The following is a 23,815-nucleotide window of genomic DNA, read 5'->3' on the forward strand; positions in this document are numbered from 1 at the left end:
TGAAGAACAATGTCTGTAGCTGCTTATCAGAAAGTTAACCAGAATACGGAAGATCCGAAGCAAACCGAATATCGGGCTTTCGCACTATTCACACGCGCTATGGAAGCAGTTGGGGAACAAGATCATGTAGGTCGAGTCAAAGCTGTAGCCAACAATCGGCAGCTCTGGCTTACCTTACAAAGAGATCTTTCGTCGGATGATAATGCCCTTCCTCTTGCCTTAAAAGGACAACTTCTTTCTATCGCTTTGTGGGTTGGTCGGTACAGCAGCCAAGCTATGAGAGGTGAAGCAGAACTCGCGCCCCTTATCACGGTCAATAAACAGATAATGGAAGGCTTGAAGCCGGCAGCTGCGGCACATCAATCTGCAAATGAAGCTGTGCGATAACCGTTAAACGTAACTCTTCTGAATACTTGGATTACGTTTCTGGAGGCGCGAACAAGGACAAAAAGGCAAGCATATCAATAATACTCCCATTGATATCAACATCACCTGACGCAAATGCGACCGCCGGATTACGTCTTTTCGCTAAAATTTCTTTCCATACCAATGAATCTGTCTTGAGAGACGCATCTAGGTTTTCCGGAAATCCCGTCGTCACCTCAGCGATGCCTTTTCGCACATGAATACCAAATGTCTCGCCTGTATCTGTAAATTCGAAACCGATGACGGTATCAACGTCGGCCGCTTTATCCGAATCCAAGCTAACGCGCATCGCCTGCATAAACTGAGCGATAGGAAAGTCGGCCAACATTTTAGCGGTTATATTAAAGGGATCGGGCTGAACAATTTTAAACCCATCTTGCTCCAACGCTTGCGTCAAATAATAGTTTCTGCCATTGGCGCTTATTTCGCTTTCCGCCAGGCTCAAAAGAGCTTGTCGTCGAACATCAGAAGCAATGTTGTCCTGTAAATCAATTGCCAGTAAATTATCCGCAAGTTGCAAGGCCCATTGTGCATGTCCCTCTGCCGCCGCCGTGGTCGCTTGCTCTCGTAGTTTTTCAATACCACCTGCTAGCTCAGCCATATAATCCGCCTGTTGGCGTTTCGGTAGTTTTTGTAGATTTGTCGCGTTGCCTCCAAACCAGCCCAGATACCCACTGAATATTGATCTCACGGACCAATCAACTCGACCGTAGAACTCCTGCAAGTACGGTTTTTCAGCCAAATGAGGAGGTAACGTGACCCGTTCCACAATCTCATCAACTGTAAGGCCATTGTTCATAGCCCGGATCGTTTGATCATGGACAAATTGAATGGCATCCCGATAATCTGTGAGTGTCTGGAAGATTTCAGCTTCGCCGTAGATCGGGCGAGTATGGCTTGGCACCAAAATCTCAGGCTTCATTGCTCTCATCTTATCTAAACTCTTCACCCAATCCATAACATCTCTATATGCGGTTCCCCGGATGGCGTAGAGATTGGGAAAACTGCGGTAAAAATTATCACCAGGCAGGAGAATTTTTTGATCGGGTAACCAGACAAACAATTGATCAGGTGTTTCGCCAGGGGCAAAATGCAATTCCATTTTTATACCTGCAACCTCAATTTCTGCCATATCACCAGAAAAGGTTTTTGTTGGTCGCACAAGATCTACTTTAATAGTTGGTCCAGAATCCAAAAATGGACCGATACCCGCATTTATAACATCTCCGTCAGAAAGCAAGGAACCGAACTGCCGCATTGCCCGCTTGTAAATTGTGGGACGTAATACTTGAAGGATATGATCAATATGTTCTGGTGTTGTTTCATAGCTATAGACATCCGGATTATCGTCGCCGGCAAATACCGCGGACCCCAGTATATGATCGGCGTGATTATGGGTATATATGATCCCTTTTACAGGTTTATCCGTAATCTTGTCGAACTCAGCCTTGACCTTTTTCGCCGTTTCGACACTTTCCATAGTATCGACAATGACAGTACCATCTTCACCTTCAATGAGAATGGAATTGGCTAGGCCATATCCCACTGCCACATGAATATTATCCGCTATTTTGATGACTTCAGGTCGGAATTCATTGCTATGCGCAACCAGCTGCTCATTAGCGCTCAAAGATTGAGGTTTAGGTAACTCCACCGCATCATCACAAGCAAACAAGAAGGTACTCCCGAGAAATATTCCCGCCAAACTTAAGTACTTCATTTCATCATCTCCCACTCGTTCGCCGGTTCCATAATTTTTTGAATAGATACTAGATACTTTGCTCTAATTATGCCACTATATGCATATTGCAAATTGTTCGGCAACCTAATACGTGAAAAATATGACATCTAGAACCAACACTAAGGAAAAAATCATCCAGGCAGCAAAGGAGTTATTCAATCTCCATGGCGCGGCTAATGTTGGGACAAATAAGATTGCTGCTCATTTAGGCATTAGCCCCGGAAACCTCTACTACCACTTCAAAAATAAAGAAGAGATAATTCGATCTATTTTTCCTGAGATCAATCAAGCGACAACTTTTGCGCTGGTAGCGGATGACAAGCAGGAACTCTTCGAAGATATACTTATCAACGGCTTGCGGACCTGGATGAGCGTCGTCTGGGACTATCGCTTCTTTTACGGAAATTTAGTTCAGATACTCCGAAACGACCCTCTGTTGCAGGAACAGTATTTGGTTCGTCGAGAGGCCACCTTGGCATTTTTGAAGTATACAATTTTGAATACCGGCTCGAAGCTTCCTTCAAATGATCCGCCAGTGGACGACTCGGCCGCGGAAATTTTAGCAACCAACATATGGATAATCGCGTTGAATTGGATACGATACTTACAAATTGGCAAGTCCGACATCAACATCACAAAAAGTGAAATAGAACAGGGCGCACAACAAATTTATGCTGTCCTAAGTCCTTACTTAGATGCAGAAACGAATAGAAGAATAATAAGAAAACTTTCCTTGCAATAAACTCAATATGAGACTCTCCATAAAATTTCTAAGCCCGACAACCTCATCGATGCTGTAGCTATTAGACCATCAAGCAATAAAGAAATAGTTCTGATACGGCGGTACTTTGAGAGTAAGTCAAATTGGCATAGTGCAAAAGCAGAACAAGCTAGCGATGTCTGCCGATCTCTCTCAGGCCAAAATAAACATAGCCTCAACACCTTTTTTATCGATTTGTATCCTTCGAACATTATACTCTTCATAAAAACTAGAAGGGATCAACCATGAGCTGGGAAAAAGAAGCCCAAGATATCACCGAAATGCGTAAAGCTGCGCAAGAACAAGGTGGTGCAGACGCTGTAGCCGCACAGCATGCCAAAGGGCGCCTGACAATTCGGGAACGCATTGATGGAGTCTTGGATGAAAATAGTTTTCAAGAGCATGGCCGGATCGCCGGTGCGGCAGAACGTGACGGCGTAGGAAACCTAACCTCTTTTTCTCCAGCAAATTACATTACGGGGCTTGGAACCATAGAGGGACGTAGAGTTGCCGTCGGCGGCGAAGATTTTACCCTCAAGGGCGGCTCCCCTAACGCCGCCGGTCTTCGAAAAAGCGTATATGCGGAGGAACTGGCGTCACAATATCGGGTTCCACTGGTTCGTATGCTGGAAGGCGGAGGTGGCAGTGTTTCGAAAGGCAAAGGAAATAGTGGGCCAGTCGGTAGTCCAGTTTTTGAAAAACCAAGGTTTCATTCCATCGCTAAAATTCTGGGAGAAGTTCCTGTCGCTTCAGCCGCCCTGGGTCCTGTCGCCGGCTTTCCAGCAGCTCGCTTCGCTGCGTCACATTTTTCGGTAATGACGCGCGACACCGCACAGATACTGATCGCGGGTCCCGCTCTGGTCGCGCGAGCACTTGATATTAGCATGACGAAAGAAGAACTAGGTGGGGTGCAAATACATAGTCGCAATGCCGTCGCAGCCAACATTGCAAAATCCGAAGAAGATGCCTTCAATCAAATACAAACTTTCCTGAGCTACCTTCCAAATAATGTGTGGGAGCTAGCGGAACGCCAACCATCAACAGATCCCATTGATCGAAAAGCTGAAGAACTGGTATCAATTGTTCCAAAAAACCGGCGGCTTCCTTTCGACATGCGCAAACTGATTAAACTGGTGATTGATGAAGCCAGCTATTTTGAAATGGGAAAAGCCTACGGCCCTAGCCTTATAACGGCATTTGCCCGGATGAATGGACGGTCCATAGGTGTTATCGGAAATGATTGCCGGTTTTATGCCGGCGCCATGGGCGCAAACGCGGCTCAAAAAGTTCGGCGCTTCATTGAACTTTGTGACACCTTCCATATACCGATTATAAACTTTACCGACGAACCTGGTTTCATGATCGGACCTGAATCGGAAAAAGACGGAACCATTAAGTATGGAACATCGGCAGTTGCCGCAGCCGTCATGTCTGTCGTGCCATGGGCGACGGTAATCATTAAGAAAACATTCGGCGTTGCTGCTGCGGCGCATTTTAGCGATGAAGGTTATGTCATTGCATGGCCAAGTGCAGAAATGGGGGCGCTTCCTGTAGAAGGTGGCGTTGCCGTCGCTTTTCGTCGACAAATCGAAGCGGCAGAAAATCCAGACGAGCTTCGCGCGGAGTTAGAAGACCAACTTGCCATACAGCAATCTCCTTTCCCCCGAGCCGAGAGTTTTAACGTTCATGACATCATTGACCCGCGGGAAACAAGGCCGACGCTGTGTCAGTGGATTGAGTGGATAGAACCCAAGTTAGAAAGCTTGAAAGGACCGGTAACTTTTGGGTTTCGACCCTGACTGATTTACGCGTCCTCATCTCTTTAATAGCATCACAACATACCTTCAGAGAAAAAAGGAAAATGATCATGACGGCGACCTTAAAAGTAACAATCGATGGGTGGGAAAACGGACAAAAAATACCGGGGAAATTTGCCTTTGGTGTTCCAGCTTCTGAAGGACATGTTGCTTTCAGTGACAATAAAAACCCCTCCGTTAGTTGGAACGACGCGCCCTCAGCAACAAAATCCTTCGTTCTCATTTGCCATGATTCTGATGTCCCGTCCTCGGGCGAGGATGTAAATCAAGAAGATCGGCTCATTCCGGCAGACTTGCCACGTGTCGATTTTTTCCACTGGGTACTAGTGGATATTCCAGCCACACAATTTAACATCGCGGAAGGCGAAGATTCCGACGGCGTTACCCCAAAAGGAAAAGTACCAGGCGCGCAGCCCTATGGAGTACGCGGGATCAACAATTTCACCGACTGGTTTGCCGGCGATCCGGACATGAGCGGCAACTATGGTGGATATGATGGGCCCTGCCCACCCTGGAACGACAGCATCATCCATCATTATCATATAACTGTTTACGCCTTGGATATTGAAACACTTGGGCTAGCAGAAGTTTTCGGCGGTCCAGATGCTCTAACCGCTATGGAAGGACACGTGCTGGCAAAAGGCTCACATGTGGGTACTTATAGTCTCAATCCCAATATTCCTGCCTGAACAATGTTAGCGTTCGGCTGTTGTGCCATAAGAGTATCCTTGTAATTATATGGTTTTTTCCTATTTGATGAAGAAGGCATGTTTTATGGGGGAAGTTTCTAATGACTGCTGTTACCTCAATTATTACGGAAGACGAGCAAACAGCTATTCAGAAGTATAGCATCTCCGTCACCGAAGCAGGAGAGCGTATTCGCGGCTTCAAAGGATCGATATGCCTTGTTGATACGATGGATGCGCTCATTGTGCATGAAACGCATCATGTACCCGTTTATTATATTCCCCGCGAAGATGTCATGCTAGGGCATTTCACCCGTACCAATTTTCGCACTTTCTGCCCCTTTAAGGGAAACGCTTCTCACTGGGCCCTGGAGTTAGATGGAGAACGTGTTGATCCTGCTGCTTGGTCTTACGAGCAGACGTTATTTGAAGGCGAACCGGTCCAGAACCATATTGGCTTTTATGGAAACGCCATTGACAGATGGATTGTTGGAGAGGTTGAAGAGCAATTCCTCTCACCAAACATTATGCTATCCGATCCCAAAAACCTGGTGGATTGGCTCATTAGAGGAGCCTGGTCCGCCATGGATCATATGGAGCTGACGCAGCAACTGGGCCGCCGGCTTGTAAAGACTGGTATTCCAGTAATGCGACTAAACGTTGCTCTTCGTCAACTACATCCGTTAGTCGCGGGCCGCGCGTATATTTGGAATAGAGATAATGATTCCATTGATGAAAGACAATTTGAACACACCAGTTTGAGCGATGAAACTTATCAGAAAAGCCCCATGAAATTGGTGTCTGCGGGGCTCGGTGGTATTCGTGAAAAACTGAATACCGGAAAAGAAGAATTTGAATTTCCAATTATGAAGGAATTGCAAGATCAAGGAGCCACCGATTATGTTGCACTCCCTCTCCCCTTTTCAGACGGTTTTATTCACAATTTGTCATTAACGTCAGACCACCCTAAGGGGTTTTCAACATCAGACTTGGGACAAATTTTCGAAGCTCTTCCGCTAATCAGTCGGATGTATGAAGTCCATAAGGTGAAAGCAGATTCAAGGACACTACTAGAAACTTATCTAGGAAAATCTGCAGGAAATCAGGTGTTGAATGGACTGGTAAAAAGAGGTGACGGGGAAGCCATTCAAGCTGCGATTTTTTATTGCGATTTAAGTGACTCCACCGCGCTCACCGAAAAACTAGGCCGAAAAGAATATCTTGATCTTCTTAATCGATTTTTCGATGCGTCAGCAGCGTCTGTTCATAATAACGATGGCGATGTTCTGAAATTTATTGGCGATGCTATCTTAGCTATTTTCCCCACAAATTCAGAGAATACAGAGGATATCAGAAAGGCCTGCATGAGTGCTGTTCAAGCTGCCCAGGATACTCTAGACGCTCTAACTGGTCAGGAGACATCACCCCCTCTTCGTTGCACCATTGGGCTACATTTTGGCGAAGTCATGTATGGCAATGTGGGGAGTGCCGAACGCCTAGATTTCACGGTTATCGGATCAGCCGCCAATCAAGCGGCTCGGATTGGGGACGCATGTAAGGAGGTTGGTCGATCCGTTTTAATGTCGCATGACGTTGCCGTATTCGTACCAGCCCTCACACAGCGGATTGGAGATTTTACCCTGAAGGGTATCACAGACAATATGGAGCTTTTCTCACTTGAATCTGCTTAAGCCCTCTGCAAGCGACCAGGCGCTGTTCGAAAAGAATATCAAGAGTACCGAACAATGGCTTACCCAGCAGATGCTGGGAGAAATGAAGCTGACCGAGACCTTCAGTGAATTCAGCAAACAAATAGATCAGAATTTGTTTCCTCTTTTGCGTTCTCACGTAACGATGCGCCAGCTGCATCCATTTATTGATCATACCGACCACACCTGCTACCGCGATGGAGAAGTGAATACCAACTCGCAACCGCGCGCCGAAGCTGAGCGGCTTATTTGGACTAGAAGCCCACTGTATTACATGGTTGAAAAATCATTGCCTGAGATGAGGTTCGATCTAACAGATTCCAAGAATGTTAAGCTTTTTCCTATATTTTCGGACTTCAAAGAAATGGGCGCGACAGATTACATTGCATTTCTTACACCGTTCGGAAATTTCGATACCGCATTGAAGCGCAGTGATGGCGTAATCTCTTCCTGGGTCACGGATAAGGCGGGAGGATTTACAGAAGACGATAAGGAGACCCTACGGCGGCTCGTCCCCTTATTTGCGGCAGCGGCGCGAATTTCAAAGCGTGAAGAAACGCTAACCGACATCCTGGGAGCTTATTTGGGGCCCCTCGCGAGTGAGAAAATCCTTGATGGGAAGAACCAGCGCGGTGATGGCGATGTGACAGATGCAGTAATCTGGATTTGCGATTTACGCTCTTCCAGCACCCTTGCCGATAGCATGGAAATGCCAGCCTACTTAGCGTTACTCAATCAATTCTTTGAATGTCTGGCAGAAGCCGTGATGGAGCAAGACGGCGAAGTTTTGAAGTTTATGGGAGACGGATTTCTGGCCATCTTTCCGACAGAAAGTACATCAACGATCGCGGAAGCGGCGCAGCGCGCCCTGGACGCCGCTCTTGAAGGCGGGAAAGCTTTAAAGGAACATCCTTCACAAGCCCGCGACTTGCAATATGGCGTTGGCATTCACCACGGTGCCGTTATGTTTGGAAATATTGGCGCAACAGAAAGGCTGGATTTTTCAGTCATCGGGCCCGCCGTAAACATGACCAGCCGACTGCAGGACCTTACGAAAGAACTAGGCGTGCAAATACTGGTTTCCACCGAAATCGCTGAAAAAGTAACTGTGGAATGGCAGAAGTATCCGCAACAAAGAATTCCGGGCCTAAAAGACGCAATCGATGTTTACACACCAATCTAAAATTTAATTCTTATAATCTGAAGGCGATGTAGATAGAAAAGAGGCTCCGGGCGATCGATTTAGTGGGTTACTATCTCTTTCAAACCGGTTGCCTGCGCTTAAAATATTTATTGAACCGTGTACTCATTGGCATTGCCGATTACCCACTCTTCCTGCTCGGCAGCCGCTCGCCAATCCTGAAATTCAGGCAATGCCCAAAGCGTATCGAAATAGGATTGGCAAACTTCGTCCAAAGGAACTGAATGGCTATACAAGCGAACAGCGACCGGCGCAAAAAAGATATCTGCAAGTGAAAGTTCCCCAAATAGAAAAGGACCTGCGCCAGCGTATCTTGAACGGCACCCGCGCCAGATTTCAAAGATGCGTAAAATATCAGACTCGACGTCTCCCGGCAGCTGCCCATAGCTTATCTTCTTCGATAGATCCATAGGGATATAATCTCGCAACGCCATAAAACTAGAATGCATTTCGGCGACAACAGAACGTGCATGTGCCCGGACAAAAGTATCCGTTGGCCACAAAGCCACTTCGGTGGCTTGTTCAGCAGCGAATTCACAGATGGCCAATGTATCCCAAATCGCCTTATCTCTAATTTTTAGTGACGGTACCTTAGGTGGCGCAAGAGGGTTGGCAATCTTTAGCTCCGCATGGGAGGTTTCCCTATACAACGGTACGAGAACTTCTTCGAATTTAATGCCCGAGGTCTTCAGGGCAAGCCATCCGCGTAAACTCCAAGATGAATATCTCTTATTTCCAATCACCAATTTTATCTCAGACATCTTGCACCCTGATATTAATATTTTTATTACTAAAACGCCTTCTATCGTATATTTTCTGTAAAACCAATATGAATTTATTTAATAACGGTATGACGCAAAAAGGATTACCCTGATGACACACCTGCCTCCCCTGAATTGGATCAGGACATTCGAGGTTGCCGGCCGACATCTCAACTTAAGTCATGCCGCGACCGAGCTTGGTGTGACCCATGGTGCAATTTCCAGACAAGTAGCCCAATTGGAAAAGCACCTTGCCACTCAACTTTTCATTCGCTCAACGACAGGATTGGCCCTTACTCAACAGGGACAACGGTTTTTTAGTCAGATCCAACAAGGGGTTTCCCTTATCACTGCTGCTGTTGAAGCCGTACTTAATAGTGCGCAACCACGACACATCACACTAACAGTACTTCCCTCCTTTGCTATCCATTGGTTGGTAATACGGCTTAACAAATTTCAATCTTCGAATCCGGACATAGATATTCGGCTTTTAACAACGAGACGCCTCGTGGACCTTACGTATGAGGATGTGGATTTTGGATTAAGATATGGCCAAGGAACCTGGCCACAGCTTGAAAGTGAATTGCTTTTGACGGATGACTTAATATTGGTCAGCAGTCCGACCCTGGCCGATCGCATCGATAAAACAAACCCTCTAGAGATTAGAGATAACCTTGTCATCAGTGACAAGCTCGACGGGAGTAATTGGAAACGGTGGCTTAAGGCCGTGGGCTTTCCCGATCTAGAAATCTCTGATCGACCGCAATTTGATGACACCGGCATTGCTGTTCAATCTGCGCTAAAAGGTCAAGGTATCATTTTAGGGCGTAGCTCCCTCGTCGAACAAGATCTCCTGGAAGGACGCCTTGTTCAGTTATCACCAGTCACAATTCCCAGTTCTTTTGCCATGTATATTATCTATCCACCCGGCGCTCGAAATCATCCTCATATTACCGCTTTTTGCGATTGGCTTCACAAAGAAGTTGCCAACAGCGCACCTGTCTCAAATTTAACTACGGCTTTTCCGTGAGGACAAGATGAGCCGCCAAACCAATAAAGATTGACCCTGAAACACGAGAAATCCATTTGCCCGCCGCCGGATACTGCAACAATATTCGGCCGGCCCCCCCAGCGAATAGTCCGAATCCGCCATTTACAATTAAACCGGTTAAATTAAATATGCAGCCTAGAAGTAAAATTTGAGCCCCGACCGATCCCGCGGAAAGGTCAAGAAATTGCGGCAGAAACGCTACAAAAAAAAGAGCCACCTTGGGATTGAGGACATTTGTTAGCACGCCACGTCTGAAGACGATCAAAAGGCTCGACACTGACGATTGTGGTTGACTGAGATTAAGCGTTTGCTGGCTAAAACTTCTAAAACCAATCCATAGCAGATAGGCTGCGCCAGCATAACGTAAAATATCAAAAGCCAATTCAGAAGAGCTAAATATGGCAGTTACTCCAATTACCGCGAACACCACATGGATCAATGACCCGCCTGTAATTCCCAAAGCAGCAACCATTCCAGCTTTCGGGCCTTGTCTCAAGCCGCAAGCTGTCACAAACAACATGTCCGGGCCTGGTGTCAAATTCAGAGCGATTGCCGATAGAACAAATAGAACAAGCTGAGTAGCTTCCAGATCCATATCTATCGAACTGCCGGGGTTTCTGGTCGTATCACCGCTTGTGCAACCAGCATCCGATCCGTGTTCGTATCATAGGTTGCAGCCGGTGACCCATATAAGACATAGCCTTCCGCCAATGCATCACTGACACGAAGGCAGAATTCGTGATTATCCTCACCCGTAAGCAAGCGATAGTTTGGTTTCTCGTCTGTCATTAATTTATCCTTCGTTACGTCTTTTTCCGGATCTACGCTGCCGATACCGCAACGAGATTATACCCAAAACAAAGCAGACTACGCCTAAAATCACAAGTGGCCACGGCGCAGGTCTGACATTGCGTCGCATGACTATCCACTGATCAGAAATTTTTGCTTCTTGGTCGTCAACTTCCCAATCAAAAATATAGGCACCGGCTGTAGGAATATCAAATGTCGCTAATACAATTAGTGCCGTATTGCTATCAAACTCAGGCGTATTACCTTCGCGTTTAATTCGCTGTGCCCCCATGACATCGAACAACGCCCCACTATTCGTACTCTTCAGGATAACACCATACTCAAAGGCTTTATTATCCGCCTCCAATAAGTCAATTTCATAATCAACTTTTAGCAACACCCGCATTGGAGACATGCTGGGATCCAAGTTAATAAGGTTTGAGCTGCCTGTTTTGCCGGGAAGGTTTATTACGCCGGCTTCCTCGCCACTCTCGACGTAATCGTATCCTGCCCATCCAAACAACCCGAACGCACTAACAATAATTATGAAGGGTAAAATTTTGGGCACTCGTGGATCCTAACACTCTATCGGGAAAGCAACTATTCTAGCTCACTTATCTAACTTCAAGTTTTTATCACATTTTTAATCCCCGGAACGACAAAATGCCTCGTCTCCCATTCGGAAAACGAAGCATTTTGATACGCATAAAGTGGACCTATTTTAAAGCAGCCAAAATTGCCGGATCACTAATCAGTTCTTTCATCACTCTTCGAAAAGCAATAGGAATATTCTCTTTAGCAAAAGCTGGCGGATTTCCAAAATCGCCGCCTAAAACTTCCGTATTTTCCATCTTATTCACAGCCAAAACCGTTCCATTTTTAGCCACGACCTCGGCGGTTATGTCATAAATGAACTTTACATTTACGAGTGTGTCCGATTTCCATTCGGTGAGATAAACAATTAGATATTTCGAAAAATCACCGGCTATCACTTGCCCTCTCACCTCTGCGCGATTTGATGTTGGAGACGTCAGCACCACGCCAGCATCAATGCCACGAGATTTCAACCCCTCTGCGATGGCAAACGCAAAGGAGTCGGCCATGGGGCCGCCCGATTTCGTATTCACATCAAACGGATTACCAAATCCACCACGTTGCAAACCAACAAAATCTGCAGGCTTTTCGCCGGACACGATGTATATGCGTTGGTCTACTACGGAAACCCCGATTTTCTGATCAGAACTAGCGGCCAGGTCGATGGGCTGGTCTTTGTAATCATACTTATTTCCGACCGCACAGGCGGACAAAAGGATACCAAACGCTAATATGGCACCCAATTTGCTCACAAGTTTCAAAGGAAAATTAAAACGACTCATTTTTACTGTACTCCTCAACATTTAATAGGCGACAATCCCTATTTACTTCTTGAATTCTACCAAAAGGGGAATTTCATCAGCCATTATTCATAAGCTTGCAAGGAAAACAATCTTTTATTGATTTAACATAGTATTTTTACAACTATGTATTAGAAAAATTTGAACTCTGATTGTGTTGTGAATTGCGTTTGGATAGTTTTCCATCTAATTTCGCAAATTGCCGCACGCAGATAGAACCTTCTTTGCAATGTCGCATGCATGTATCAAGATAAAAGTTTTTTTGGGTTACTTGTTATGTCTGAAGACAATTACCAAACATGGGATCGGCTGGTTTACGTCAAAGTACCCGGCGGGCAGGTTGCATGCTATATCTACAATGATGACCCAGCTCTCCCTTCAGTAATCGCCTTGAATGGTGGCCCCGGCGTGCCTTGTGATTATATTCGAGAATCCCATAGCTTTCTCGCCGACAACTCCTACCGCTTTATCGCCTTTGATCAGCTTGGAACAGGGTCAAGTGACAGATCAAATGATACCAGCCTCTATACTTTGAAACGCTATTGCGAAGAAGTTGACGCTGTCCGAAAGGAGCTTGTTGACGGTCCGGCCCACCTTCTCGGTCATAGTTGGGGAGGATGGCTTGCCATCGAATACGCGTGCTCATATGGGGAAAACCTCCTTTCCCTAATTTTGGAGGACACTTGTGCGGACATCCCTTTTCTTGTGTCGGAATTAAATCGATTAAGATCGGAACTCGGCCAAGAAATCTTTCAAATGATGCTAGCCCACGAAGCCGCGGGTACCTTTGAACATCCGGAATACAAAGCCGCGATCACCCTATTGGACTATCGACATGTTTGCCGGCTCAAGGAAAGGCCTACTGCTCTGCAGCGCTCTGTAGATAATATGTCCGAACATATTTACGAACACATGCAGGGACCAAATGAATTTGTGTATACTGGTGAATTGGCGAACTGGAATAGAGTAGAAGATATCAAATCGGTTCATTGTCCGGTTTTAATTATTGTCGGTCAGTTTGACGAAATCACATCAAATTGTGCTCAACAAATGTATCAAAAATTTCCCAATGCTAAAATGGAGCTATTTTTGGAAAGCTCGCATACACCGTTCTTCGAAGAACCGGTAAAATTCAGGAAAATATTGCTTCAATTTCTAGATATTCAACAAAAACATGCATAAAAAATGAGAAGATTTTCGTCTGGTCATCTTTTTAATTGTTAAGGGGATTTCTGGTGCCGCCGGACAGATTCGAACTGTCGGCCTCTCCCTTACCAAGGACTTATAGGGGTATTTTAAACCGCAGGAATGGCAGTTTTTCAACGCTTTTAGAAGACGAGAAGAGTCTGTTGTAGACATCTAGTCCCACCAAAATCCACACCAGTGCTAACCAGTTGTCAAACCCGACTTAAACGAAAAATACTCGCAGACAAAACTAGAGCATGCGTTTAAGGGTGACGGTATGATCTAATTGCTATCAGAAAGCAGACGTTGTGAGAAGCCGTTTGTTAGATCTGATATGTCCCAATAGCGGAAACTCACAGAGTTCGAATTCCTGCGGTATAAAGGACTAGAAACGGCCCGAAGCGGACATTCTCTTGCCGCTCTATTCTGTAACAAATAGGTAGCATCTGTCTCTCACTTGAAAATACAGATACAGCCTAAAATTCTGTTAGACAGCTACTCCCTCGTTTACTGTTCGCAAAATTGAAGCAAGCTACTTGGTTGTTTCTATTTGATATAACTCCTATTAGATAGATATGCCAATGTTAAAAATTACTCTAACTGATTGATTTATATATATTAATTTAATAATCATGTGATTTATACTATTTCGTTGAATTTTAACCAAGAAAAAAACAATAAAAAAAAATGTTATTGACATTAATATCGCACATCTACTAGTATCAAATTCTAATAAATTATTAGGGTAAAGAAAATGAATGAAGACAAAGAAATTGCGGCAATGATGGCTATCACTGGTGCTTTAGATGCATTCGATGAAGATGATAAATCTACCGTTCAACGAATCTTGAGGTGGGCCGGCGACAGGTACTTGGTGAAAGTTACTGGACAGCATGAGCCTCCAGCCGGGCTTCAAGATAGCGGCGACGCAAGCGACAACCTGCTTGGTTTGGAGTTTAGCGATATTGCGGATCTATATGATGCCGCAAGGCCTAAGACGGATGTGGAGCGTGCTTTGGTTGCGGGGTACTGGATGCATACAGGAGAGGCAAAATCGGAATTTCCTAGCCAAGATGCGAATTCTCACCTGAAGAACTTAGGTCATGGTCTCAAAAATATTACCGATTCTCTAAATTCGTTGAAGGCTAAAAAACCTGCCCTTGTAATGCAAACAGCGAAAAGCGGTAGTTCAAAACAAGCACGAAAAAAGTACAAGCTCACGACAGCAGGTCACACTTATATAAAATCTATGCTTGCTGGCACGCCAGATAGCAAATCTTAAACTCTGGAGTTCAGGGAATGCGAGACACCATATATTCAGGATTAGTGGCTTCCATAGATTCGCAATTAGTTGATGAGCTGTTGGATTCCTATGAGGAGGCGAAAGCTAATTACTATGAGGGTGGTCACCGCCTCAGTGCGGTAGAAGGTGGGCGTTTTTGTGAGGCAGCGTTTAGAGTCTTGGAAATCTGCAGCACAGGCAATTTCACTCCCTTAGGCAAAAGCTTGAATACTGAAAAGCTAATATCCTTTCTTAGCAACCTTACCGCTAACAGCTTTCCAGACTCAATACGCCTCTACATACCCAGAGCATTACGAATCGTATATGATATTAGAAACAATCGAGATGCTGCTCATTTGGCAGATGGAATTGACCCCAACTTGCAGGATGCAACACTGGTAGTTTCTGTTCTCGATTGGGTTCTATCGGAGTTCGTCCGCCTTTACCACGAGATCTCAGCAGATGAAGCCACCTCGCTAATTGAAAATTTAGTATCGAGAAAAGCTCCTATAGTTCAAGAGTTTGATGGATTTTTAAAAGTTCTCAATCCAAAACTCAAAGCTAGTGAATTCTGCCTTGTGCTGCTATATCATAAAGGTAGCGAAGGTGCTAAATACAATGATATTGAGAGTTGGGTTTTACCCGCCATGCAAACAAACCTACGAAGAACTCTTACCCGCCTGTCTCTCGATAAGGCGTTTATTCATCAAAACAAGAATCACTATCTAATTACAAATACGGGAATCGCAGAAGTTGAACGGCGAAAACTTATAAGATGAAATCTCATCAGCGCTAATAGTAATCGAATGTCCGCTAATGGCCGAAAATGGACGTTGCATACGACACTCGACTGATTGTCCGCTAAGGGTCAAATTCAAACGTTCGCCATAGGCAACTACCATGTCTGCTACACCGATAAAAGCGAACACACACAATGGCGAAAGAAAGCTTGAAATAGTGTTGCCGCAAAAATTCGAGAGGGTATACATACAGTTGTCGTGAAGTTACTCCCCCATGGCACCTTCGGTTCCTCCATTTGGCTACGAAGGTAGTCATTATGTCTTGCTGATTAATATTTTCTCAGTACGAAATAGTGGCCGTTTTTATTTTCTAGTTGAAATGAGCCTTCAACTTGCACTCTCAATTGCTGCTGTCTTCGTTCGGAACTACCGGCTGTTTCTCATTACGTTTCTCAGCAATTTCCTTTGCTGCGTTTTGAAGACGAGCTATCCGCACCAACGAGAACGGGTGAGTATCAAATAAGCCAGCTTCAGTTTTTACTTCTTTTCCTGTTTTTGGATTAAGAAAGTACATTTTCTCATAGAACACTATCGCTTTATCAATGCTATATCCGGCACTATTGACTAGGTAAGCGGCGAGATAGTCGGCTTCATATTCTTGGTAAATAGAATAGCTATGAGCGCCGCTTTCTTCGAACCCTGAACCGGTCGGGTTTTCAGATTTACTGAGTGGTTTGCCATATATCCATAACCACATATCAGCCTTATATTTTACAGTATTGAAATCGGTTCGAGTTCTCTCGTAATCTTCGTTAATATGATTGGCCAAATGATGAGCCATGTTGTGCGCTATTAACAAGGCCATCTCATCTTCATTGTCAGTATAGCTCAGGAGATCCTTATGAATATTTATATCGCTTGTGTCAAAAGGATAGGAATTTAGGCTTGGATTATCAGAAACTATCAATTTGAACTTTCGGCAATATCGAAAATTTCGCACACTAACAGTTGCACAAACCTCGCTCCCAGACTGACTGACTTTGGCATAAACGCTTCTCATCATCTCTTCACGTTGTTCGGCTGACAGCTGATTTTTATTTACGCCATCCAACAATTTTGCGGAAGCCTCTGCTTCTTTAACTTCTTTTTCACTGGCAACAGGACCGGTGTAGTCTTTTGTTGGGAGTTCTGGCACCGCGCAGGACATCAACATGAAAGGTACGAATGCTAAAGATAGAAAGTGCCTCAGGGGCCGGATCATCGTACTTCTCATGCCATGCTCTTTGTAATTTATAGGACCAACCTAAATCTGGTAATTGACCGAATCTAAATCTCTTTTAAAGTGCATGCAATGATGGTGTTGTTACGAGCAGATTATTTTTGTGGATGTTGGTACCGATGAACACCACTCGAAATACCAATCGTTGACACCTTGGATTCCGGAATGTTACATACATCCAACGTTCGTTCATATATGTAACAACAGGTGCAAATCATGGCTCAAGATGCCTCGCAATCGTCCCGCTTCGTTGCCTACTACAGGGTTTCAACAGATAAGCAAGGACGGTCTGGACTAGGCCTTGAGGCACAGCAGAAGGCCGTTGAGACCTACGTCAGTGGCATTGATGGCGACTTGATAGCGCCTCCCTACATAGAAGTGGAGAGCGGCAAGAAGAAAGACAGACCGGAACTGATTAGGGCGCTGGCGCATGCTAAAAGGAACAAGGCTACATTGATCGTCGCTAAGCTTGATCGACTAGCACGTAACGTCTCTTTCGTGTCAGCTTTATTGGACAGTAGCGTGGACTTCAGGGCAGCCGATATGCCCAGCGCTAATCGCTTCATGATCCAGATAATGTCTGCCGTGGCTGAGTATGAGGCGCAGCTGATCAGTGAAAGGACTAAGGCAGGGCTTGCTGCACGGAAAGCCAGAGGGCTGCCTTTGGGGAATGTAGCGAACCTCATCCCAGGCAACAGCCCAGCGCCTAGAATTAACAAGGCGAAGGCTAACGCTATGGCAGAACGGATGCGACCTGTGGTGGAAGCTATCAGGGCGGATGGTGTTGACGGTGTGAGGGCAATCTGTGGGCAACTGAACGAACGAGGGTATGTGACTGATCGCGGCAATCATTGGCATCCAACAAGCGTTTCGAGGTTGCTGCAAAGGCTAGAATGAACAACTCTTTATTAACAACCTCAAGTTACTATCAGCCCTTGTGAAGAATACCATTCTGAGAGGATCCATGAGAAATTGTCTCCCACTAGCTGCTGTCATACTAGGAATTCTGAGTATCACCCCCGTGTTTGCAGCGGATTTTGAGTCTGGTGTAATTGCTTTAAAGGAAGGTGATTATGAGACTGCCCTGAAAGAACTAAAACCACTCGCCGAAAGTGGCCAAGCAAGGGCACAGTCCTATCTCGCTTCAATGTATCTGACTGGGCGACGCGTTCCAAAAAGCGACGAACAGGCGGCCAAGTGGTTTACCCTTGCTGCAGAACAAGGGCTTCCTTTTGCTCAGGCAATGTTAGGCAGGATGTACGGATCGGGGCGCGGGGTTGTTCAAGATTATGAGCAGGCTGCCAAATGGTACACACTCGCGGCGGAACAAGGATACGACACCGCACAATACAACCTGAGTGTAATGTATGAGACGGGTAAAGGTGTCAGAAAAGACAAAGAACAAGCAGTCAAATGGATGACACGTGCCGCCCAACAAAGCTTTGCGGCTGCTCAGCACGACTTGGGCCGGATGTTTTATGATGGTCGAATGGTTCCTAAAAATCATACTGAAGCTTACAAGTGGTTCTCCCGTGCCGCAGAACAAGGTAATGCTGCGGCTCAGTATGGCCTAAGCATTATGTATGTTTCTGGTCAGGGCGTTCAAAAAGACTTTGAACAGGCTTACATTTGGGCGGCCCTAGCTGCTGCCAATGGAGGCAATACAAAGCTCAAGGACGACATAGAGAGAAAAATGTCACCGGCATTCATTTCCAAGGCACGGAAACGTATCCAAGTCTGCATCAAGAAAGAATACAAAGGCTGTTAATAGAGCATCGAGCACTCGTTACGGGCGACGGCATAGATAGCGTGAGGGATAAAATGACAGGTAATAAAGCGGAACCAAATCAGAAGAAAAACAAGCTCTTTGGTCTTTGGAACGTTATAGATGATGAGGCCAGTGCAATAAAAGCCGCGCTCTCGATACAATTTGTAGCATTTTATATAACATTCGGTTACACGGTAAATCTAGGGTTTTTACTTGGAACCGGTAAAGCCATCTTTTCTCCCAAACCATCCGACGAATTTGAATTTTATGTACAGATGGGGTTGATGGTAGCGGCCATAGCTGTGTCTCTTTGGTTAGGTTTTAAAATAAGAAGTAAATCTTTTTCCGTGATACCAGCTGTCTTCATTTGGTTGATTGTAGAAATTATTCTCAAATCTCTTTCAGCGCCCGGCGAAGGGATTTTGATGGCAATTATTCTTGTAGTAATTAGCATTTACGGTTTTCGTGGTTGGCTTGCACTGAGAAAATATACTATCGATGAACCTACGAAAACGAAGAAAAATTGGTGGCTGATCATCCTAGGATCAATCGTATCTATAGTTATCCTTTTTGTCGTCGCGTTAGGTACTCTCTTAGAAATCGGTATTCTTCCTGAGACAAAGGTAATTGTAGGAAAGGACATTCCAAACTATCAGCTCGAAACTCTTGTCGATAAATCCATTGTCAACCCATCTGATAGTATTGAGTTTCTTTATTGTGAAGGGTTTTTCAGCGTATTAGAGGGAGGGCAACTACTTACGGATAATAGGCTGATAAGCTACGAACAAACGGATGGGAAATTGTCTATCTATGAAATGCCTTACGAGTCTATCAGCAAAATTGAGTTACTGCAGGTTGGAAGTTCTTATGAAGACAGTGTTTACAAAATATATGGCAATCAAAACGCTGACTGGGAATACATAGTTATTTTACTGTCTGTTGAAGAAGGTGGTGACTTAGCGTTCATAAATAAATTGAGCGAAAAGATAAAACAACCTAAGTACAATTAGAAAACCTGGATAGGCTATTTTATACAACCAAATAAGAGTGTAGTAATTACTCCGCTAGCGCAGTATTTTTTGGTCCTTAGTAAAAACAGGCCGGTGAATATTATAACGCATGCTCGGATAAGGCGGAAATAATGGTATCTAGTAAAATGAACTTGTTGAAAGATCGAGAAATTGTTTCCTTCTACTCTGGCCATATCGGATTGATCGGTGGCCTGGCATTTCGCGCAGGCATATTTTATTACGACCAGATTTTACGTCACTATAATGAGGCAGGGAAAAAACTTGATCTCAGTATACGCCATGCTGACGTCAATACCGTTTTGGCTCACGTTGGCAAAGGTGACCCGGTCGGCCTCGGTAGCTATTTGAGCGGGCTAGCAAACGAGCTTTTTGACGCAGGGGTCGATCATGTCACCGTCACGGCTGTGGCCCCGCATCTCGCTATCGACGAGATATCGAAAAACTCAAATGGCCCGATTGTGAATTTGCTTGAAACCGTTCGCCCCATCTTGAATGATTTAGGGCTTGAGCGAGTTGCAATATTTGGAAACCGGGCGGTTCTGTTGACGGATATGTTTGGGGCAGTGCCGGAAAAGAGTGTCGTCAAGCTTAATCCTGATGTTCTCGAAACGGTACACGAGACATACAACGACATAGCTCTTTTTGGTAAACGCAATACTCCCGTTGAAGTGGAATATTTAAACGGAGTGGCCGATAATTTGATGAGACAGGGCGCTCAAGCGATCATTTTGGCGGGCACCGATTTATCGTCCTTTTATTCAGAGGTACCACCTGAGTTTCCGCATATTGACATGGCCAAGTTACATGTGGAGCAAATTCTGACGCGCACCTAATCGAAAAAGCGACGAACCAAAGAACGAGATCTTGAAGTGTTAGCTTTGAACGAATTAAAAATAGCAGTTTGTCACCTAAGTGAAGACAGTACGTTCCTCGTAATCTGATTTATCGCTATCCATGCCAGCCTACAAGGGTTGGCCTGAAGGTCTACTGATCACTCAAAGTGCAGCCCTTTTTTCTTGCCTTCTAGAATAAGTTCCCCATTAAGGAAGTATTGGCGAGACTACCGGTTTGGCCGTATGTTGTTTTCTGTTACTGCGAGTCACAAATTCACTTTGGCATCCTGATCTTTTGCCGTCAGCGCAGCCAGTTTGAAAGGCTGGCAGGCATGGTTGGCTGGCGCATATGCAATGAAGTCTTACCATTTTTTGCGGATCAAATATTTTCCTCTGACAACCCTTCTAGTTGTATTTGTTCAACTCGCAAACTAAATATTAACGAATTTTGTGCACATTGAATGAAACACCACTTCAACGTATGGGTCGTATATGCGAGTAGTATTTTTCATTCTAATGTTATTTTCGATAGTAACGGGAATGTGGGGGCCTATAGATGCCCTATTCTTTAATCCCGGAATTTTTGGACTTGCCGAAAAATATAATTTTTTATTTCCGCTCTATGGTTTTCTGGGATTTTTCTTCTGGGGAGGCTTAGCTCTTCTTCTAGCGCTTGTTACTAGAAAAGAATGGGGATATCCGTTGGCACTTGCGTGGGTCTGGATCAGTATTGCGTATACTTCATTTTCAGGCCTAATCATATATTTCGACCCAACCTTTCTATTCCAAATGACCCTCATCACATCATCTCCCGTTGATAGGGATATTGGACTATTAGCAGAAATAACAGCATCTCCGCCTTTTCGATATGGATCATATGCAACAATTCTAGTTATGATATTCGGCGGTTTTCTCTATTTGTGGCTTGTAAAAATAAACCGGGACTATTTTTCCTATTAGATATGGAACGGCACAGTCCATTACCTGAAAATTTAAAGTTCTGTTTGAGGCGATACCCATGAAACCAATTATTCTAGTAATTATCGGTCTTTTTTTACTGATTTCTGTTCCGACTTACGCCAATGCGGATGCCATACTTTCTCCTGTAGAGCAAAAATACAAAACTAACAATTCAGCGTTGTTTGAAAAATATCTCAGTGCGAAAGCACTCCTCAATCTACCTGGCAGGCACCCGGAAAACCTAGAACAGGCAAATGCCGAGCTGACTGAGATTTTGGAAATTAATCTCAACTTCGCACCCGCATATGTCGCGTATGCTCAACTATCATTGGAAATTGGATACATAACCGGGCAGGTCATGGGGCATGATTCTGGCCCCGGTTATTCAAAAGATTCAAAAACAAGAGCAGAGACAGCAGTTCTGCAGGCCCTCAAGTTGGAACCGACATATGCGGATGCCTATGCCTTACTAGGATATATTTATCAAAAAATGTACCTTTACAGAGAAGCCAAATTAGCACTGCAAAACGCAGATCGCCTTGGTTCTAAATCACCTTGGCTCTATCTTTACAACGCCACCTTACTAGAAGCGGAAAAAAAATGGGAGGCGGCGGGGCTGCTTTTTCAAGTTGTTCTTGATACTGCAATAACTGACAGACCAGCTTATCACTTTGCCCTCTACGAATACGCCAATACATTTCGTTTTTCAGGAGATTATGAAACGGCGGATGTGTTTTACCAACAGGCTATTGAGTATGAACCGACAGCGTCTCACCTTAACAGTTATTGCTCTTTTCTTATCTTCCAGATGGCAGATTTCAAAAAAGCTGTCGAAGTTGGCGAACGGTCATTGGCTCTATCGCCGTCAGACTATACAAAAGAAATACTTGGCATGGCTCTTTATGCAAGATGGGCTGAAGTAAGCCGTTCACTCGATGACGGCGAGGCCCCGGCTATGTTTGACAGAGCCAATGAACTCTTTCCAGAAATCCTCACAGCCATGGATCGGCTAGGAAAACATCCAAATACACGCTCGGTTTCCTATATAGTCGCCGAAAAAGTTGACGAAATTATTGCACAATCCAAGAAAGAAGGAAAAAAGATGTAGCGGGAGCAAGACGACAAGTTCACCCACAGAATTTGTTGTTAAAAAGTAGCTGGTCTTTTTCTACCTTTTGATTGCCTCGCGTCACCAACTTCATGCCTGCGATTTAGCAAATCGAAGCCAGCTTTTTTAAGATGCGCGTTTCTAGAAAAACGACGACCAACTTTCTCGTAATCCGGGAATAATTCGTAGGCACGCTCAAAGTACTGCCTCGCTTCTTTGTCTCCTTCGGTAGCCGCCACTTCGGACCATTTGAGGTAGTAGGCACAAGCCAGATTGTAGCGACCGACACCATAATTCATTACGGCGATAGCCTGCTCCCCATACCGGATTGAATTATCTGCATCCCCCCGCCAAAATAAAAGATAGCGGGCATATTCACCAATCCCCCAGGCAGTCGGATTGAAATCGATCTGTTTCTCAAACCAATATTTTGCCTCGCTATAGTCCCCTGCATCACGATAAAAGGCAGCCATGCCCGAAAGGGCGAAGGAATAGGAATTTTGGTTTTCAGTGCTCCCCTCAATTACCCTTTCATACATGGCAAGCACACTAGCCTTGTCACCGTTCTTTTTATAGATCGGCACTCTGTTTAAATACAGCCAGGGGAGTTTCGATCCCATTTCCTCAGCTTTGTCGAGAGCTTTTTCTGCAGCTTTGTACAAGCCGTCCTCGACATAGTGATATCCGAGAAGGACATAGGCATCTTCGTAATCCGGCGCCAACCGGATGGCTTTCTTAATGGCAGCCAGAGCCGACGATAATGTTCGAGGTTTCCATTTACCGTTGCCGATATATCCCGTTTTGTAATATAGACGCGCATATTCGCGATAGGCAGGGGCGAAGTCTTTTCGCTGTTCTACAATTTCATCAAGAAGTTGTTTGGCTTTGATCAACCCGCGTTGATCGCCGCCATACCCATCAAGCAGCGCCTTGGCTTGTTGAAGGGTTTCATATAATTTCGGATTCTGTTCCCTATACCGTTCTTCCGTAGGAGATTTCCAGGCAAGGGCGCCCTCGTTCTTACACGAGATTAATGGACTGAGCATAAGCAGGCAGGTGAGGAATATTAAAATATGTTTCACGATGTATCTTTCTTCATTCCAAGAAAAATACAACCTAACCGTTACTTAACATTTAACCTGCACAAAGAAACACATCTGTTGCTTTGCTGGTCAAATATTAAAAGGTGCCGTTCTAGATCCAAGAGTCGCTGATTAATAAAAGGCGCATTATCTGAAACCAAAGCCGGATAATACCAAAAGGTGCAGTCTTAGATCACCGAATTTCAAACTGA

Annotated in this window: 23 protein-coding genes; 15 read left to right on the forward strand and 8 right to left on the reverse strand. The window is 44.9% G+C overall.

Going from position 1 to position 23,815, the window contains the following annotated elements; all coding sequences use genetic code 11:
• The first annotated feature begins 9 nt into the window (after positions 1–9).
• Positions 10–387: a flagellar biosynthesis regulator FlaF gene (gene flaF / locus V7723_RS07355; RefSeq protein WP_335683804.1), complete on the forward strand. Its 378-nt coding sequence runs from the start codon at positions 10–12 to the stop codon at positions 385–387.
• A 31-nt stretch (positions 388–418) separates the two neighbouring features.
• Here the strand turns inward: flaF and V7723_RS07360 are convergent, their stop codons facing one another.
• Positions 419–2,146: an alkyl sulfatase dimerization domain-containing protein gene (locus V7723_RS07360; protein WP_335683805.1), complete on the reverse strand. Its 1,728-nt coding sequence runs from the start codon at positions 2,144–2,146 to the stop codon at positions 419–421.
• Between the two features lie 121 nt (positions 2,147–2,267).
• Between V7723_RS07360 and V7723_RS07365 the strand changes: the two genes are divergently transcribed.
• The 5 genes from V7723_RS07365 (at position 2,268) to V7723_RS07385 (ending at position 8,322) form a co-directional block, all read left to right on the forward strand.
• Positions 2,268–2,909 carry a TetR/AcrR family transcriptional regulator gene (locus V7723_RS07365; RefSeq protein ID WP_335683847.1) on the forward strand — a complete coding sequence of 214 codons (642 nt, stop codon included), beginning with the start codon at positions 2,268–2,270 and terminating at the stop codon, positions 2,907–2,909.
• A gap of 263 nt (positions 2,910–3,172) precedes the next feature.
• A complete protein-coding gene (locus V7723_RS07370) occupies positions 3,173–4,726 on the forward strand; it encodes an acyl-CoA carboxylase subunit beta (protein WP_335683806.1) in 1,554 nt (517 codons plus the stop codon).
• 68 nt (positions 4,727–4,794) lie between these two features.
• A complete protein-coding gene (locus V7723_RS07375; protein ID WP_335683807.1) occupies positions 4,795–5,433 on the forward strand; it encodes a YbhB/YbcL family Raf kinase inhibitor-like protein in 639 nt (212 codons plus the stop codon).
• Between the two features lie 101 nt (positions 5,434–5,534).
• Positions 5,535–7,121, forward strand: coding sequence for a DUF427 domain-containing protein (locus V7723_RS07380; protein WP_335683808.1), 1,587 nt, complete (start codon positions 5,535–5,537; stop codon positions 7,119–7,121).
• Positions 7,108–8,322 (forward strand): adenylate/guanylate cyclase domain-containing protein, encoded by a 1,215-nt coding sequence (locus V7723_RS07385; protein WP_335683809.1) that lies wholly within the window; start codon positions 7,108–7,110, stop codon positions 8,320–8,322. Before V7723_RS07380 ends, V7723_RS07385 begins: the two co-directional genes overlap by 14 nt.
• A 107-nt stretch (positions 8,323–8,429) precedes the next feature.
• Here the strand turns inward: V7723_RS07385 and V7723_RS07390 are convergent, their stop codons facing one another.
• Complete coding sequence (locus V7723_RS07390) at positions 8,430–9,101, reverse strand: glutathione S-transferase family protein (RefSeq protein ID WP_335683810.1); 672 nt, start codon at positions 9,099–9,101, stop codon at positions 8,430–8,432.
• 112 nt (positions 9,102–9,213) lie between these two features.
• Here V7723_RS07390 and gcvA point away from each other — a divergent pair, with 112 nt between their 5' ends.
• Positions 9,214–10,131 (forward strand): transcriptional regulator GcvA, encoded by a 918-nt coding sequence (gcvA, locus tag V7723_RS07395; protein WP_335683811.1) that lies wholly within the window; start codon positions 9,214–9,216, stop codon positions 10,129–10,131.
• On the opposite strand, the gene V7723_RS07400 is transcribed toward gcvA, so the two are convergent.
• The 4 genes from V7723_RS07400 to V7723_RS07415 form a co-directional block, all read right to left on the reverse strand.
• Positions 10,115–10,747, reverse strand: a complete 633-nt coding sequence (locus tag V7723_RS07400) for a LysE family translocator (protein WP_335683812.1) — start codon at positions 10,745–10,747, stop codon at positions 10,115–10,117. The genes gcvA and V7723_RS07400 overlap by 17 nt on opposite strands.
• A 2-nt stretch (positions 10,748–10,749) precedes the next feature.
• Positions 10,750–10,941 carry a DUF1737 domain-containing protein gene (locus tag V7723_RS07405; protein WP_335683813.1) on the reverse strand — a complete coding sequence of 64 codons (192 nt, stop codon included), beginning with the start codon at positions 10,939–10,941 and terminating at the stop codon, positions 10,750–10,752.
• 4 nt (positions 10,942–10,945) lie between these two features.
• Positions 10,946–11,509: a hypothetical protein gene (locus tag V7723_RS07410; protein ID WP_335683814.1), complete on the reverse strand. Its 564-nt coding sequence runs from the start codon at positions 11,507–11,509 to the stop codon at positions 10,946–10,948.
• Positions 11,510–11,657: 148 nt separating this feature from the next.
• Positions 11,658–12,317 carry a hypothetical protein gene (locus V7723_RS07415; RefSeq protein ID WP_335683815.1) on the reverse strand — a complete coding sequence of 220 codons (660 nt, stop codon included), beginning with the start codon at positions 12,315–12,317 and terminating at the stop codon, positions 11,658–11,660.
• A gap of 294 nt (positions 12,318–12,611) precedes the next feature.
• On the opposite strand from V7723_RS07415, the gene V7723_RS07420 reads away from it, so the two are divergent.
• From V7723_RS07420 to V7723_RS07430, 3 genes are all read left to right on the forward strand, one after another.
• Entirely contained in the window at positions 12,612–13,517 is a 906-nt protein-coding gene (locus V7723_RS07420) for a proline iminopeptidase-family hydrolase (protein WP_335683816.1), read from the forward strand.
• 757 nt (positions 13,518–14,274) lie between these two features.
• Positions 14,275–14,802, forward strand: coding sequence for a hypothetical protein (locus tag V7723_RS07425; RefSeq protein WP_335683817.1), 528 nt, complete (start codon positions 14,275–14,277; stop codon positions 14,800–14,802).
• Positions 14,803–14,819: 17 nt separating this feature from the next.
• Positions 14,820–15,581: a hypothetical protein gene (locus V7723_RS07430; RefSeq protein WP_335683818.1), complete on the forward strand. Its 762-nt coding sequence runs from the start codon at positions 14,820–14,822 to the stop codon at positions 15,579–15,581.
• A gap of 361 nt (positions 15,582–15,942) precedes the next feature.
• On the opposite strand, the gene V7723_RS07435 is transcribed toward V7723_RS07430, so the two are convergent.
• Positions 15,943–16,803 carry a M48 family metalloprotease gene (locus V7723_RS07435; RefSeq protein WP_335683819.1) on the reverse strand — a complete coding sequence of 287 codons (861 nt, stop codon included), beginning with the start codon at positions 16,801–16,803 and terminating at the stop codon, positions 15,943–15,945.
• 234 nt (positions 16,804–17,037) lie between these two features.
• Here V7723_RS07435 and V7723_RS07440 point away from each other — a divergent pair, with 234 nt between their 5' ends.
• From V7723_RS07440 to V7723_RS07460, 5 genes are all read left to right on the forward strand, one after another.
• On the forward strand, positions 17,038–17,718 hold the full coding sequence (locus V7723_RS07440; RefSeq protein WP_335683820.1) for a recombinase family protein: 681 nt from the start codon (positions 17,038–17,040) through the stop codon (positions 17,716–17,718).
• A gap of 124 nt (positions 17,719–17,842) precedes the next feature.
• The gene (locus V7723_RS07445) at positions 17,843–18,589 is read left to right on the forward strand and encodes a tetratricopeptide repeat protein (RefSeq protein ID WP_335683821.1); all 747 of its coding nucleotides are present in this window, start codon (positions 17,843–17,845) and stop codon (positions 18,587–18,589) included.
• Positions 18,590–18,642: 53 nt separating this feature from the next.
• Entirely contained in the window at positions 18,643–19,599 is a 957-nt protein-coding gene (locus tag V7723_RS07450; RefSeq protein WP_335683822.1) for a hypothetical protein, read from the forward strand.
• 131 nt (positions 19,600–19,730) lie between these two features.
• Entirely contained in the window at positions 19,731–20,453 is a 723-nt protein-coding gene (locus V7723_RS07455) for an aspartate/glutamate racemase family protein (RefSeq protein WP_335683823.1), read from the forward strand.
• Positions 20,454–21,471: 1,018 nt separating this feature from the next.
• Positions 21,472–22,521 carry a tetratricopeptide repeat protein gene (locus V7723_RS07460; protein WP_335683824.1) on the forward strand — a complete coding sequence of 350 codons (1,050 nt, stop codon included), beginning with the start codon at positions 21,472–21,474 and terminating at the stop codon, positions 22,519–22,521.
• Between the two features lie 38 nt (positions 22,522–22,559).
• On the opposite strand, the gene V7723_RS07465 is transcribed toward V7723_RS07460, so the two are convergent.
• The gene (locus V7723_RS07465) at positions 22,560–23,603 is read right to left on the reverse strand and encodes a tetratricopeptide repeat protein (protein WP_335683825.1); all 1,044 of its coding nucleotides are present in this window, start codon (positions 23,601–23,603) and stop codon (positions 22,560–22,562) included.
• Positions 23,604–23,815: the final 212 nt, after the last annotated feature.

It is taken from the genome of Sneathiella sp. (assembly GCF_036960985.1).
GTDB lineage: Bacteria > Pseudomonadota > Alphaproteobacteria > Sneathiellales > Sneathiellaceae > Sneathiella.

What these genes read in the sequence shown, in the direction of transcription:
- V7723_RS07420 (WP_335683816.1), top strand. Translation starts at nt 12,612, where the DNA reads ATGTCTGAAGACAATTACCAAACATGGGATCGGCTGGTTTACGTCAAA.
- V7723_RS07370 (WP_335683806.1), top strand. Translation starts at nt 3,173, where the DNA reads ATGAGCTGGGAAAAAGAAGCCCAAGATATCACCGAAATGCGTAAAGCT.
- V7723_RS07400 (WP_335683812.1), bottom strand. Translation starts at nt 10,747, where the DNA reads ATGGATCTGGAAGCTACTCAGCTTGTTCTATTTGTTCTATCGGCAATC.
- V7723_RS07365 (WP_335683847.1), top strand. Translation starts at nt 2,268, where the DNA reads ATGACATCTAGAACCAACACTAAGGAAAAAATCATCCAGGCAGCAAAG.
- V7723_RS07375 (WP_335683807.1), top strand. Translation starts at nt 4,795, where the DNA reads ATGACGGCGACCTTAAAAGTAACAATCGATGGGTGGGAAAACGGACAA.
- V7723_RS07405 (WP_335683813.1), bottom strand. Translation starts at nt 10,941, where the DNA reads ATGACAGACGAGAAACCAAACTATCGCTTGCTTACGGGTGAGGATAAT.
- flaF (WP_335683804.1), top strand. Translation starts at nt 10, where the DNA reads ATGTCTGTAGCTGCTTATCAGAAAGTTAACCAGAATACGGAAGATCCG.
- V7723_RS07455 (WP_335683823.1), top strand. Translation starts at nt 19,731, where the DNA reads ATGGTATCTAGTAAAATGAACTTGTTGAAAGATCGAGAAATTGTTTCC.
- V7723_RS07360 (WP_335683805.1), bottom strand. Translation starts at nt 2,146, where the DNA reads ATGAAGTACTTAAGTTTGGCGGGAATATTTCTCGGGAGTACCTTCTTG.
- V7723_RS07380 (WP_335683808.1), top strand. Translation starts at nt 5,535, where the DNA reads ATGACTGCTGTTACCTCAATTATTACGGAAGACGAGCAAACAGCTATT.
- V7723_RS07440 (WP_335683820.1), top strand. Translation starts at nt 17,038, where the DNA reads ATGGCTCAAGATGCCTCGCAATCGTCCCGCTTCGTTGCCTACTACAGG.
- V7723_RS07425 (WP_335683817.1), top strand. Translation starts at nt 14,275, where the DNA reads ATGAATGAAGACAAAGAAATTGCGGCAATGATGGCTATCACTGGTGCT.
- V7723_RS07460 (WP_335683824.1), top strand. Translation starts at nt 21,472, where the DNA reads ATGAAACCAATTATTCTAGTAATTATCGGTCTTTTTTTACTGATTTCT.
- V7723_RS07450 (WP_335683822.1), top strand. Translation starts at nt 18,643, where the DNA reads ATGACAGGTAATAAAGCGGAACCAAATCAGAAGAAAAACAAGCTCTTT.
- V7723_RS07435 (WP_335683819.1), bottom strand. Translation starts at nt 16,803, where the DNA reads ATGATCCGGCCCCTGAGGCACTTTCTATCTTTAGCATTCGTACCTTTC.
- V7723_RS07430 (WP_335683818.1), top strand. Translation starts at nt 14,820, where the DNA reads ATGCGAGACACCATATATTCAGGATTAGTGGCTTCCATAGATTCGCAA.
- V7723_RS07415 (WP_335683815.1), bottom strand. Translation starts at nt 12,317, where the DNA reads ATGAGTCGTTTTAATTTTCCTTTGAAACTTGTGAGCAAATTGGGTGCC.
- V7723_RS07390 (WP_335683810.1), bottom strand. Translation starts at nt 9,101, where the DNA reads ATGTCTGAGATAAAATTGGTGATTGGAAATAAGAGATATTCATCTTGG.
- gcvA (WP_335683811.1), top strand. Translation starts at nt 9,214, where the DNA reads ATGACACACCTGCCTCCCCTGAATTGGATCAGGACATTCGAGGTTGCC.